Below are 12,552 nucleotides of genomic sequence, written 5' to 3' on the forward strand. Positions count from 1 at the left end.
TCCGCCCGGTGGTGCCCCCATGGACGCGCCCCTCGTGGATGTGGTCACCGTCAGCCTAGATCGTCGGCTCCCGGTGGGGGCGGGACGAAACGCCGACGGCCGGCGTCATCGGGAGGACGACGCCGGCCGTCGGGGCCTGCGGGCGGGCGGTGGCCCCGGGTGGCGGATCAGACCGTGGCGACCGCGGGAGCCACGAAAGCGGCTTCGATGGTGATGGTCACCTTGTCGCCCACGAGGACACCGCCGGCTTCGAGTGCGGCGTTCCAGGTGAGGCCGAAGTCCTTGCGCGAGATGCTCGTGGAGGCGGAGACCCCGGCGCGGGTGGCGCCGAAGGGGTCCACGGCCACGCCGTTGAACTCGGCGTCGAGGACCACGGACTTGGTGATGCCGCGGATGGTCAGGTCACCGTTGATCCTGTACGTCTCGCCGGAGCCCTCGTGGGAGGTGGACACGAAGGTCATCTCGGGGAACTGCTCGACGTCGAAGAAGTCGGCGCCCTTGACGTGGCCGTCGCGGTTCTCGTCACCGGAGGTGAAGGAGGCGGTCCTGATGGTCGCCGAGATGCTCGAGTCCTCGAGGGACGAGCCGACGGTAAGCGCGGCGTCGACGTCCTGGAACGAGCCGCGGACCTTGCTGATGCCGGCGTGGCGGACGCTGAAGCCCACCTCGCTGTGGGAGGGGTCGAAGGACCAGGTGCCGGAGGTGAGGCCTGAGGGGACAGTCATGAAGAGCTCCTGAGAAAGGTGGCGTGCGGATGCTTACAGGGATTAGAAGCATGCATATGCATGTTTTATTCCACAGATCGGTAAAATGTTCAACCAACCCTTGCCCGGATGCCGATTGGCCGTCGCACGCAGCATGCGCGAAACTGGAAGGATGCAGCGATCAACCGTCCACCTGGTGCGCCACGGTGAGGTCCACAACCCCGAGGGAGTCCTCTACGGGCGGCTCCCCGAGTTCCACCTTTCGGATCTGGGCCGTCAGATGGCCGTCCAGATGGCCCGGCACTTCCAGGAGCGGCGCGACGAAGGTGCCGATATCGTGCATCTCGTGGCCTCGCCGCTGGACCGTGCGCAGGAGACCGCCCGGCCGCTGGCGGAGACCCTCGGGCTTCCCGTCTCCACCGACGAGCGCATCATCGAGGCGGAGAACCGCTTCGAAGGGATGTCGGGGATCAAGAGCAGGCTCCGGCAGCCCCGCAACTGGCCCCTCCTCGTCAACCCCCTCCGCCCCTCCTGGGGCGAGCCCTACCGTCGGCAGGTCGAACGCATGATGGCCGGAGTCCATGACGCACGGCGTCTGGCCCTCGAGCTCAGCGCCGACGAAGGTCGGGGCCGCCCCGCGGAGGTCATCCTGGTCAGCCACCAGCTCCCGATCTGGGTGACGAGGCTCGCCGCCGAACACCGCCGGCTCTGGCACGACCCGCGCCAGCGCGAGTGCACGCTCACGTCCGTCACCTCCCTCGACTTCGACGGCGAGACCATCCGGCGCGTGCGCTATGCCGAGCCGTGTGCCGACCTGCTGCCCGAGGCGGCGAATGTCCCCGGCGCATAATAGGATTACTACACGTCGTAGAAATCAACGGAAGAAGCCGTGACCACACCTGCCCGTCCCGCACCGCGCCGTCGCCTGCTCACGCTACGCCTGGCGCTGGCGTTCGCCGTGCCGGTCTCGCTCGCGATGACGTCCTGCGCGGCGGATGACCCCCTGGCGCAGCAGGCCGCCGCGGGAGACGGCAAGAACTACATCGCGGGAGACGGCTCGGTCACCGAATACGCGGCGAGCGACCGGGGAGAGCCCGTCGAGGTCTCCGGCACCCTGTTCGACGGCACCTCCGTTGCGAGTTCCGACTGGGTGGGCCAGGTCACCGTGCTCAACTTCTGGTACGCCTCGTGTGCACCCTGCCGCGAGGAAGCCCCCGATCTCGTCTCGCTGCACGACGACTACGCGCCGCAGGGGGCCGCTTTCTACGGCGTGAACATCCGCGACGAGCAGGCCACGGCAGAAGCCTTCGAACGCAGCTTCGGCATCCCGTACCAGAGCTTCGACGACAAGGACGGCGGCGTCCTGCTGGACATGACGCAGTACGTCCCGCCGCAGGCGGTTCCCACCACGATCGTGCTGGACCGCGAGGGGCGCGTCTCGGCGCGGATCCTCGGACTCGCGGACCGCAGCACGCTCAAGGCCCTGATCTCCGATGCCCTCGCCGAATAGCGCGCCGCGCCGGGCATGCCGATGATGGGGCCGCCGGCCGCGTCGATGCCCCTCGCCGTCGGCAACGCCTTCGCCGACGCCGTCCTGAACGGCTCCATGCTCCTGGCGCTGCCGGTCGCCCTCCTGGCGGGTCTCGTCTCCTTCGTCTCTCCCTGCGTCCTGCCCCTGGTTCCCGGCTATCTCGGGTACGTGACGGGCCTGACCGGCGTCGACCTCGAGCAGCAGAAGAAGGGCCGCATGCTCGCGGGGATCGGCCTGTTCGTCGTCGGGTTCTCGGTGGTCTTCATGGCGTACGGGACACTCTTCGGCCAGCTGGGGGCCTTCCTGCGGGTCTCGCAGGGGTGGCTCCTCCAGGGCCTCGGCGTCGTCGTGATCCTCCTGGGCATCATCTTCATGGGCGGTCTCTCCTGGTTCCAGCGGGAGAGCCGCCTCCATGCGAGGGTCCCGGCCGGGCTCCTCGGTGCACCTCTGCTCGGGGTGACCTTCGGGCTCGGCTGGGCTCCGTGCATCGGGCCCACCCTGGGCGCGGTGCAGCTGCTCGCCATCTCCGGCAACGACGCCACGGCCCTGAAGGGTGCCGTCCTCACGTTCGTCTATTGCCTCGGGCTCGGGCTGCCGTTCCTGCTGATCGCACTCGGCGTGCGGCGCGGTATGGGCGCGCTCGCGTTCTTCCGGAAGCACCGGCTCCTGCTGCAGCGTTCCGGGGGAGGGCTCCTCGTGCTCGTGGGCGTCCTCATGGTCACGGGCGTCTGGAACCTCTGGATCACCCAGCTGCAGGATCTCCTGATCGGCAACGTCGTCCTCCCGATCTGATCGGCGGGCGCGCACGGCACGGAATCGAATCGACTTGATGGAAGGCCCACAGTGAAGCAGGACGTCACACAGGACACGAGGGACAGGCCGGGAGCCTCGACGGCCCGGTCCGACGTCGTCCTGCCCTCCCTCGGGTTCCTCGGAACCCTCCGGTGGGCCTGGACGCAGCTCACGAGCATGCGCACCGCGCTGTTCCTGCTCCTGCTGCTCGCCGTCGCCGCGGTTCCCGGGTCGCTGTTCCCGCAGCGCCCCGCCAACCCTGCCGTCGTCACGCAGTACATCGAGGACAACCCGGACACGGGGCCCGTCCTCGACTGGTTCCAGCTCTTCGACGTCTACTCGTCGGTCTGGTTCTCCGCCATCTACCTCCTGCTCTTCGTCTCGCTCATCGGCTGTGTGATCCCGCGCGCTATCGCCCACTTCAGGGCGGTGCGCTCCACGCCGCCGCGCACACCGAAGCGGCTCTCGCGCCTGCCCGTCCACGGCACGTTCGACGTGCCGGCGGACCAGGCGCACCGGTCGGGGCTCACCCCGACCGCCGCCGCCGAGCAGGCCGCGGCCGTCCTCCGGAAGCGCGGCTACCGCGTGGATGTGCGGGACGCCGACACCGACCATCCCTCGGTCGGTGCCGAACGCGGACTCGCCAAGGAACTCGGCAACCTCGTGTTCCACACCTCCCTCATCGGGGTCCTGGTCTCGGTCGCCGTCGGAGGGCTGTTCGGCTACAACGGCCAGAAGGTCGTCGTCGAGGGTGACAGCTTCGTCAACACCCTGATCGGCTACGACTCCTTCAACCCGGGCTCCAACTTCTCCGACGACCGGCTCGAGCCGTACTCCCTCCGGCTGGACTCCTTCGACGTCCGCTTCGACCGCGACCAGGAGAGCCACTACGGTCAGCCGCTGGACTTCACCGCCGAGGTGACCACGCAGGACGGTCCGGGCGCGGCCGAGGAGTCCCAGGTCCTCAAGGTCAATGCGCCGATCACGATCGGCGGGACGAACGTGTACCTCGTCGGCAACGGCTACGCGCCGGTGGTGACGGTCCGCGACGGCGAGGGCAACATCGCCTCGCAGGGGCCGGTCGTCTCGGTCCCGTCGGACGGCCTCTACACGTCGCTCATCGTCATCAAGGCCCCGGACGCCAAGCCGGACCAGCTCGGGTTCGTGGGATTCTTCCTCCCCACGGCGTTCGTCGACGAGCAGGGGGTGTCCTTCTCGCGGGACCCCGACCCCTTCAACCCCCAGCTCAACCTCAACTCCTACTACGGTGACCTGGGGCTCGACGACGGCACCCCCGAGAACGTGTACGTCCTGGACACCGAGAACCTGACGGAGCTGAACAGCCGCACCAGCGACGACGGCGGGATCGTGCTCGGCGTGGGCCAGAGCTACGACCTGCCCGAGGGCAAGGGCTCGGTCACGTTCGACGGGCTGAAGCGGTACGTGGCCCTCGACATCCACCACGACCCGGGGGAGGTCGGCGCGCTCGTCTTCTCGACCCTCGCGCTGCTCGGCCTGACGGCGTCGCTGTTCATCGGACGCCGCAGGCTCTGGGTCCGCACGGCGGAGCACCCCGACGGCCGCCTCATGGTCGAGTACGGCCTGCTCGCACGCGGCGAGGACCACCGTCTGCCCGCCGAGGGCCAGGCCGTCGAGAAGCTGCTCATGGACCGCTGGTTGGTGCCGGACAGCGGCGCAGGGGAAAATAAGGTGCCGGAGGCCGCGTCGTCGGCAGCGGGCACGGGGCAGTCGCACCACAACTCAAAGGACAACTGATGCCACAACCAGTCAACGCAGAGCTCGGGCAGGTCAGTGAGCTCTTCATGCTGCTGGCCTCCATCGCCTACGTGGCGGCCCTGATCTTCTTCGTGCTCGACCTCGTGCGATCGAGCACGACCATCGGCTCGCTCGAGACCCGGCTCGCCCGGGAGAAGGCCACGCCCGCCCTCGCCGGCATCGGTGCGCGCGGGGGTTCGACGTCGACCGCTGCGCCGACCGGTCCCGCCACCGCCGACGACTCGATGGACTACGGCTCCGGACCGCGGCGGGGCGCGGCGCGCATCGCCGTTGCGCTGACCGTGCTCGCCGCGGTCATCCACGGTGCCGCCGTCATCACCCGCGGCGTCGCCGCGAACCGCGTGCCGTGGGGCAACATGTACGAGTTCTGCACCACGGGTGCGTTCCTGGTCGCAGCCATCTTCCTGGTCACGCTCACCCGCAAGGACCTCCGCTTCGTCGGGTCCTTCGTGGTCGGCCTCGTCGTCGTCATGCTGTGCGCGGCCACCGTCGGTTTCCCCACGCCCGTGGCCCGGCTGATCCCGGCGCTGCAGAGCTACTGGCTGATCGTGCATGTCTCCATCGCGGTGGCCTCCTCCGCGCTGTTCACCATCACCTTCGCGATGTCGGTGCTGCAGCTCCTCCAGTCCTCCCGTGAGGCCAAGCTGCTCGCGGGCAAGGCGGACTCGGCCCGGTTCCTGCGCCTGGTACCGTCCGCGCTGAGCCTCGAGAACCTCGCCTACCGCCTCAACGCCATCGCGTTCGTGGGCTGGACCTTCACCCTCATGGCCGGTGCCATCTGGGCCGAGCAGGCCTGGGGCAGGTACTGGGGCTGGGACACCAAGGAGGTCTGGACCTTCGTGATCTGGACCGTGTACGCCGGCTACCTGCACGCCCGTGCGACGCGCGGCTGGACGGGGACGCGCGCCGCGTGGCTCTCGATCGTCGGCTACCTCTGCATCGTCTTCAACTTCACGATCGTCAACATCTACTTCTCGGGCCTCCACAGCTACTCGGGGGTCTGACGGCCGCTGCTCCGGGGCCTCGGGGCCCGGACACACGAGAGCCCCGCAGCTCCTGCTGCGGGGCTCTCGTGTGTCCGGACGCCGGTCCGTACCCTGGCACTCCGTGCCACCGGTGGGCAGGGCCGGCGGACGGCCGTGCCCGATCATCGCGAGTGCACGGCACTGCGGGTCAGGGCCGGTGTGCTCCCGTGGTGCCCGGTCCGGCGTCGTCGTTGCCGTTGCCGTCGTGCTTGTCGTCCTGTGCCGGCTTGTTCTTCCCGGCGTCGCGGGCCTTCGCCTCGCGCTCCTTCTCCTCCTGCTCGCGGCGTCGCCGCTCCTGCTCGCGGGCCTGCTGCCATCGCTGGGTCTCGAGGTTCTGCAGGAAGGCGGGATCGTCGTCGGGGGCCGTCGGCTGGCGGGGTGCCGGGCGGCGCGGGCCCGGGGGCCGTTCGCTGCGCGGACGGCCGAACAGGAACCACATGCCCGCTCCGATGAGCGGCAGGAGCAGGATGGTGATGAACCACGCGGTCTTCGAGATGCTCCGCACTTCGTGTTTTCGGCTCAGGACGCAGTCGATGAGCGCGTAGATGATGACGGCGACTCCGAGGATCGCGGCGAACAGCAGGAGGCGGGGCATGCGCCAATTGTAGGCGAGTAAACTCGGAGAGTGGCCTTCCTCAAATTCACCGCCCTCCGACTGCTCCTGATCGTCGTCTTCTATGTGGCGTGCGTCCTGCTGGGGCTCGGGCTCTTCCTCTCGGCGGTCGTGGCCGCCGTCCTCGCGTGGTGCGTGACCTACCTGTTCGCCCGGGATCTCAGGGATGCCGCCGCGGCCACCCTGCAGCGCCGCATGGCACCGGGCGCCCCTCCGGTCCGGACGGCCGTCGAGCTCGACGACGCCGCCGCCGAGGACGCACTGGACCCCAATACGCCCGTCAACGCCGATCGAAAGCCCCGCCGCGACGCCGCCTGAGCGAACACGCCCGTCGAGCCGACCGCCCGCCGCACCCTGATGCCGTGTGACCCGCGTGATGCCGAGGGTCGTGGTGGCGCCGTCGTGATCGGGACGACTGCTAGGCGAGGGCCCGCGTGATCACGATGCCCGCCGCGAACAGGATGCTGAACGCCAGGCTGATCAGCCCCGTCTGCTTGAGGACGGGGATCAGGCTCATGCGCTGGGTGCCCGTGAGCATCAGGCGGCTCGGCACGAGGCAGGCCGGGACGAGCAGCAGGACCAGCAGCATCCACGGGTACTCGCCGCTCAGCAACAGCGGCAGCAGGACGGCGGCGGCGAGCATCACCACGTAGCCGACCCGCGCGGCCTTGTCGCCGAGCCTCACGGCCAGGGTCTTCTTCCCCACGGCGGTGTCGGTCGGGATGTCCCGGACGTTGTTGGCCATCAGCAGGGCCGTGGCGATCAGTCCCGTGCTCACTGAGCCGATCCACGCAGCCGCACTGAGCCCACCCGCCTGCGTGAACGTGGTGCCGAGGGTCGCCACCAGTCCGAAGAACACGAAGACGAACACGTCGCCCAGCCCGAGATAGCCGTACGGGTTCTTGCCGCCCGTGTAGCCCCACGCGGCGGCGATGCAGCCCGCGCCGACGAGCAGCAGGAACCACGCCTGCGACAGCACGATCAGGACCAGCCCGGCGAGCACGGCGAGACCGAAGCAGGCGAACGCGGCGAGCTTCACCTGCCGGGGCCGGGCCGCGCCCGACCCCGTCAGGCGCAGCGGACCCACCCGGACGTCGTCCGTGCCGCGGATGCCGTCCGAGTAGTCGTTGGCATAGTTCACGCCGACCTGCAGCAGTACCGAGACGATCAACGCGAGCGTCGCATGGAGGGGCTTGAAGGAACCGAGCCCGACGGCGGCAGCGCTTCCGACGATCACGGGGGCGAAGGCCATCGGCAGGGTGCGGGGGCGGGCTCCTTCGAGCCACTGGGCGGCAGTCGCCACGGGTCAGTCCTTCAGGTCGGGTAGGTGGTGCGGGGTGTCCGTCGAACGCCTAGGCGCGTTCGAGGAGCGTATGGATGGTCCGGCGATCGGGCTTCCCGCCCGGGAGCAGGGGAAGGGCGTCGAGCGTCACGATGGCCTTGGGAACGGCGTGCGCCCCCAGTTCGACGTGGACGGCCTGCCGGATGACGTCGGCGTCGACATCGCCGACGATCGCCGCGGCGACAGCCGTGCCCCACTCCTCGCTGCGGATCCCGAGCACCATGGCCTGTTCGACGCCGGGCAGGGCCTGGATGACGTCGGAGACCCTCGTCGCCGAGACCTTCAGGGCACCGGTGATGATGACGTCGTCGAGCCGGCCGTGCACCGTCACGGAGCCGTCCGTCGCCACTTCTCCGGCGTCGTCGGTCACGAACCAGCGCTGACCGGAATTGAAGACGAACTTCTCCTCGGTGGTCCCTGGTGCGTCGAGATATCCGTCGGCGAGGACCGGGCCGCCGATGCGCAGGCGGCCCTCCACCGAGCGGAGCTCGACGCCGTCCAGCGGCGTCCCGTCGTAGACGCACCCGCCGCAGGTCTCGCTCATGCCGTAGGTCTCGACGATCTTCAGGTCCTGGCTGCGGGCGAGGGACCGCAGGGACGCCCCGGCCGGCGCTCCGCCGAGCAGAATGGCGTCGAAGCGCCGCAGGAGGCGGAGCGTCTCGGCCGACGGGCCGGCCAGCAATCGGTGGAGCTGCGTGGGAACCAGGGAGGTGAACCGTACGCGGTCGGTCAGCTCGGCTGCGGCGTCGGTGAAGGCCTGCGGCGTGAACCCCGCGGAGGTGTCCATGACCCAGGGCTGCGTCCCGGCATACAGGGAGCGTACGAGGACCTGGAAGCCCGCGACGTAGTGCACCGGCAGCGTGAGGAGCCACTGGCCCTCCGCCTTCAGGGCGAACGCGGTGCCCATGGCCGAGGCCGCGAGCGCGTCGACACTGAGCATGGTCTGCTTGGGGGTCCCGGTCGATCCCGAGGTGCTGATGACCGCCGCGATGTCGTCGTTGGGCAGTTCCCCGGAGAACACCTGATCGGGCATCACATGCGGGGCGACGGCTGGACCTTCACCGGCGAGGGCAGCGGCGAGGGGCTTGAGCAGTCCGAGGGCGTCGAAGCCCTCGGGGGTGTGCACGGGGAGGAGTTCCACGCCGCTCCTAAAAGTAGTAGGGGAAGGAGGACCAGTCCGGAGAGCGCTTCTCGAGGAACGCCTCCTTGCCCTCCACCGCCTCATCCGTCATGTAGGCGAGGCGGGTCGCCTCACCTGCGAAGACCTGCTGGCCGGCGAGGCCGTCGTCCGCGAGGTTGAAGGCGAACTTGAGCATTCTGAGGGCCTGCGGGCTCTGGCGGGCGATGTCCGCGGCGTACGCGAGGGCGGTCACCTCGAGTTCCGCATGGTCGACGGCCTCGTTGACCGCGCCCATCTCCACCATGTCCCGCGCGGAATATTCGCGGGCGAGGAAGAAGATCTCCCGCGCCTTCTTCTGGCCGATCTGCCGGGCCAGGAGGGCGGAGCCGTAGCCGGCGTCGAAGCTGCCCACGGTGGCGTCCGTCTGCTTGAACCTGCCGTGCTGCGCCGAGGCGATGGTCAGGTCCGCGACGACGTGCAGGCTGTGCCCACCGCCGGCGGCCCACCCGTTGACGACGGCGATGACCACCTTCGGCATGGTGCGGATCAGCCGTTGCACCTCGAGGATGTGGAGCCGCCCGGCCCGCGCCGGGTCGATCGTCTCCCTCGTCTCGCCCTCCGCGTACCGATAGCCGTCGCGGCCACGGATCCGTTGGTCGCCGCCCGAACAGAACGAGTGGCCGCCGTCGCGCGGGCTGGGCCCGTTGCCCGTGAGCAGGACGGTGGCGACGTCGGGCGTCATGCGGGCGTGGTCGAGGGCCCGGTAGAGCTCGTCGACGGTCCCGGGCCGGAACGCGTTGCGTACCTCGGGGCGGTCGAAGGCGATCCTCACGGTGGGCAGGTCGCGGACGATCCCGCCGTCGGCGTCGCGCTCCACCTGGCGGTGGTACGTGAGGTCCGTGAACTCCTCGAAGCCCGTGACGACCCGCCAGCGGGTGGGGTCGAAGATGTCGGATACCTTGGCGGGGAGCTCTGAAGTCACCCGTCGAGTCTAGCGGCGCGGGCCCGGCCGGGTGCCGCGGCCCTCGCCCGTCAGGCGATGCAGAACTCGTTGCCCTCGGGATCGAGCATGACGTACCAGGCGTGCGGGCCCTGGGAGTGCTGCTCCACGTACCGCGCACCCCGCGCCTCGAGCCGCGCCCGCTGGGCATCGCGGTCGGCGCCGGCCAGGTTGACGTCGAGATGTACGCGATTCTTGGTGATCTTCGGTTCGGGCACCGGCTGGAAGAGGATGCGCTCGCGGCCCGGGCGGCCGACGTCGTCCGCCCGGCAGATGGCGGTGCCGTCCTTCCAGACGCGCGTGCCGTTGTGCGTGATGACGTCCGACTCCCGCGCGTAACCCTCCGCGATCATCCGGTCGAGGAACGCCTCGTCGGTCGGTTCGACGACCCAGTCGAGCGTCTCCGCCCACCAGTCCGCCTGGGCGTGGGGATCCCTGCAGTCGATCGAGACCTGGATGGAGAAAGGCATGACGGAAGGCTAGGACCTCCGGCGCAGGATGGGAAGGGTCGTGGGATCGCACCGCCTCGCGTCGGCGGCCCGGCCTGCGTGCCGGGGGATTGCTACGCTTTCGGCCATGGACGCCGTTCCGCTCTCCGGAAACGACCTCACGGTCGATGCCCCTGCCCCCGGACCGGCGGCACCAGACGCCCCGTGGGAGGGCGCGGTGAACGCACGGGACCTCGGGGGTATCGAAGGATCCATCCAGCCGGGCAGGCTCTACCGGATGGGCCGGAGCGAGTGGCTCACGGAGGCGGGGTGGCGTCAGGCCTGGGAGCAGGGCGTCCGGACCGTCGTCGATCTGCGGCACCCTTCCGAGCTCGGCCGCCGGGGAACGGACCCGCTCGTCGGCCCGCGCGCCGTCGAGCGGTTCGTTCTCCTCAACCTCCCGACGGAGGACCCGTCGGACGAGGAATACATGGCGCTCTGCGGGCCGTATCTCAGCTCGCCGGAGCACTACGACGAGAACCTCAGGCGATGGCCGGAGAAGTTCGCCCGCGTGGCCCGCGCGTTCGTGACGGCTCCCGCCGGGGGAGTGGTGATCCATTGCGCCGCCGGGAGGGACCGTACGGGACTCGTGGTCGCCCTGCTGCTCAGCGCGGCGGGAATAGGGCCCGCGGCGATCAGCGCCGACTACGCGCGGGCCGTCACCGCCATGAATGAGCGGTACCGCGGCCAGGAGACGCCGCGCGAGACGCCGAGGACGGAGGACGAACTCGCGGTGTGGCTCACGCGCGCAGGGAGGCAGCTCGAGGACCTGCTGTCATCGTTCGACGCCGTGCGCTACCTCCGCGACGCCGGCCTGACGGCGACGGAACTCGCCGCCCTGAAGGCACGCCTGACGCACCCGTCCTGGCCCGGCTAGCGCTGGAGCTGCGAGAAGTTCACGGAGCTGCGCACGGCGGGGAAGTAGCCGGACCGGTAGCCCTCGGCAGTAGGGTGCAGGTTGTCGGCGGCGCCGGGCTCGAAGGTGATCCAGGGGTCCGTGGAGCCGAGCCCGTGCCCTTCGAACTTCTGCACCAGGTCCACGAACGTGAAGCCGTGCGCCTCGGCCCGGCTCCTGATCACGGTGTTCACGGCGTCCGTGCCCTCGTTGAATGCGGTCTGCGAGGCGACGGGCAGGAGGACGGGCGTCTCCTCCTCGGGGGAGAAAAGATGCGGATAGCCGGTAACCACCACGGTTGCACAGGGTGCCGCGGAACCGATGGTGCCGTACAGCGCGTCGAGGGCGCGATCGAGCGCCGGCAGGGCCGTGGCGTTCTGGACGGCGATGAACTGCTCGCACTCCGCGGTGGGACGGGTGGCACACACTCCGGCGACCTGCCCGAAGCCCGCATCGTTGCCGCCCGCGGAGACGGTGACGAGGTCCGTGGACGGGGAGAGGGCGCCCGAGGCGACGGCGCGTGCCACCTGCTCCGGCAGGTCCAGGGCGCCGCCGGGCTCCACGGCCACCGTGGCGCCGGCGCAGGTGGCGTCGGCCACCAGATCCACCTGCTTCTTCGTGTCGAGGATCCCGGGCAGCCCGAGGGGCGTCTGGCCGCACGCATTCACGTACGACCCGGCGCCGAACCCCGAGGCGTACGAGTCCCCGAGCGCCACATAGGACAGCGGTGTTGGCGGGGCGGCCGCCACGGGGCCGGCGGTGCCCCCGATCAGGGCTGCCGCGGCAGCCGCGGCGAGGGCGACGAGCCTGGGCCGGATCCCGGTGGAGTGCTGTGCGAGGTTCATGGGCTCACGGTACCGGGGATCGGGCGGTCCAGCAGCAGGTTCGTGATGCGCAGCGTGCACAGGCGCCGACCGGCGTCGTCGGTGATCAGCACCTCGTGCGTGGTGAGGGTCCGGCCGAGGTGGATCGGCGTCGCGGTGACGGTGACGGTGCCGTCCCTCACGCTCCGGTGGTGGGTCGCGGACACATCGACGCCTACCGCCGTCCTGCCGAGGGTGGACGCGTGGATCACGGCAGCCCAGGACCCCACGGCCTCACCCACGGCGAGGGACGCACCGCCGTGGAGGAGCCCGAAGGACTGGCGGTTCCCCTCGACGGGCATGGTCGCGACCACCCGCTCGACCGACTGTTCGACGATGGCGACTCCCATCCGCTCGTCCAGCTCTCCGAGGGTGATGGTCC

At 70.0% G+C, this 12,552-nt stretch carries 15 protein-coding genes; 7 read left to right on the forward strand and 8 right to left on the reverse strand.

Annotated elements, in window-relative coordinates:
• Positions 1-167: 167 nt before the first annotated feature.
• A complete protein-coding gene (locus tag AC4D2E_RS00775; RefSeq protein ID WP_104168060.1) occupies positions 168-725 on the reverse strand; it encodes a YceI family protein in 558 nt (185 codons plus the stop codon).
• A gap of 151 nt (positions 726-876) precedes the next feature.
• On the opposite strand from AC4D2E_RS00775, the gene AC4D2E_RS00780 reads away from it, so the two are divergent.
• Genes AC4D2E_RS00780 through ccsB form a run of 5 tightly spaced genes read left to right on the forward strand, consistent with a single transcriptional unit; the run spans position 877 to position 5,828 of the window.
• On the forward strand, positions 877-1,554 hold the full coding sequence (locus tag AC4D2E_RS00780; protein WP_490951388.1) for a histidine phosphatase family protein: 678 nt from the start codon (positions 877-879) through the stop codon (positions 1,552-1,554).
• A gap of 39 nt (positions 1,555-1,593) precedes the next feature.
• Positions 1,594-2,214 (forward strand): TlpA family protein disulfide reductase, encoded by a 621-nt coding sequence (locus tag AC4D2E_RS00785; RefSeq protein ID WP_490951389.1) that lies wholly within the window; start codon positions 1,594-1,596, stop codon positions 2,212-2,214.
• A 21-nt stretch (positions 2,215-2,235) separates the two neighbouring features.
• Entirely contained in the window at positions 2,236-3,027 is a 792-nt protein-coding gene (locus AC4D2E_RS00790; protein WP_490951390.1) for a cytochrome c biogenesis CcdA family protein, read from the forward strand.
• Positions 3,028-3,078: 51 nt separating this feature from the next.
• Entirely contained in the window at positions 3,079-4,803 is a 1,725-nt protein-coding gene (resB, locus tag AC4D2E_RS00795) for a cytochrome c biogenesis protein ResB (RefSeq protein ID WP_490951391.1), read from the forward strand.
• A complete protein-coding gene (ccsB, locus tag AC4D2E_RS00800; protein ID WP_490951392.1) occupies positions 4,803-5,828 on the forward strand; it encodes a c-type cytochrome biogenesis protein CcsB in 1,026 nt (341 codons plus the stop codon). Before resB ends, ccsB begins: the two co-directional genes overlap by 1 nt.
• A 169-nt stretch (positions 5,829-5,997) precedes the next feature.
• Here ccsB and AC4D2E_RS00805 read toward each other — a convergent pair whose 3' ends face one another.
• Positions 5,998-6,444, reverse strand: coding sequence for a PLD nuclease N-terminal domain-containing protein (locus tag AC4D2E_RS00805; protein ID WP_490951393.1), 447 nt, complete (start codon positions 6,442-6,444; stop codon positions 5,998-6,000).
• 30 nt (positions 6,445-6,474) lie between these two features.
• Here AC4D2E_RS00805 and AC4D2E_RS00810 point away from each other — a divergent pair, with 30 nt between their 5' ends.
• The gene (locus tag AC4D2E_RS00810) at positions 6,475-6,780 is read left to right on the forward strand and encodes a DUF4229 domain-containing protein (protein WP_490910042.1); all 306 of its coding nucleotides are present in this window, start codon (positions 6,475-6,477) and stop codon (positions 6,778-6,780) included.
• 100 nt (positions 6,781-6,880) lie between these two features.
• On the opposite strand, the gene AC4D2E_RS00815 is transcribed toward AC4D2E_RS00810, so the two are convergent.
• The 4 genes from AC4D2E_RS00815 to AC4D2E_RS00830 are packed head-to-tail and all read right to left on the reverse strand — an operon-like array spanning position 6,881 to position 10,394.
• Positions 6,881-7,765 (reverse strand): 1,4-dihydroxy-2-naphthoate polyprenyltransferase, encoded by an 885-nt coding sequence (locus AC4D2E_RS00815; protein ID WP_490951394.1) that lies wholly within the window; start codon positions 7,763-7,765, stop codon positions 6,881-6,883.
• A 49-nt stretch (positions 7,766-7,814) separates the two neighbouring features.
• Positions 7,815-8,945 (reverse strand): AMP-binding protein, encoded by a 1,131-nt coding sequence (locus AC4D2E_RS00820; protein ID WP_490951395.1) that lies wholly within the window; start codon positions 8,943-8,945, stop codon positions 7,815-7,817.
• Positions 8,946-8,952: 7 nt separating this feature from the next.
• Positions 8,953-9,906, reverse strand: coding sequence for a 1,4-dihydroxy-2-naphthoyl-CoA synthase (locus tag AC4D2E_RS00825; protein ID WP_104168067.1), 954 nt, complete (start codon positions 9,904-9,906; stop codon positions 8,953-8,955).
• Positions 9,907-9,956: 50 nt separating this feature from the next.
• On the reverse strand, positions 9,957-10,394 hold the full coding sequence (locus tag AC4D2E_RS00830) for a VOC family protein (RefSeq protein ID WP_490910039.1): 438 nt from the start codon (positions 10,392-10,394) through the stop codon (positions 9,957-9,959).
• Between the two features lie 106 nt (positions 10,395-10,500).
• Between AC4D2E_RS00830 and AC4D2E_RS00835 the strand changes: the two genes are divergently transcribed.
• Entirely contained in the window at positions 10,501-11,289 is a 789-nt protein-coding gene (locus AC4D2E_RS00835) for a tyrosine-protein phosphatase (RefSeq protein WP_490951396.1), read from the forward strand.
• Here AC4D2E_RS00835 and AC4D2E_RS00840 read toward each other — a convergent pair.
• Together AC4D2E_RS00840 and AC4D2E_RS00845 are read right to left on the reverse strand one after the other, a co-directional pair.
• Positions 11,286-12,152: an SGNH/GDSL hydrolase family protein gene (locus AC4D2E_RS00840; RefSeq protein WP_490951397.1), complete on the reverse strand. Its 867-nt coding sequence runs from the start codon at positions 12,150-12,152 to the stop codon at positions 11,286-11,288. The genes AC4D2E_RS00835 and AC4D2E_RS00840 overlap by 4 nt on opposite strands.
• The gene (locus AC4D2E_RS00845; RefSeq protein ID WP_258069934.1) at positions 12,149-12,520 is read right to left on the reverse strand and encodes a hotdog fold thioesterase; all 372 of its coding nucleotides are present in this window, start codon (positions 12,518-12,520) and stop codon (positions 12,149-12,151) included. Before AC4D2E_RS00845 ends, AC4D2E_RS00840 begins: the two co-directional genes overlap by 4 nt.
• Positions 12,521-12,552: the final 32 nt, after the last annotated feature.

This window comes from Arthrobacter sp. TJ-265, from assembly GCF_058269135.1.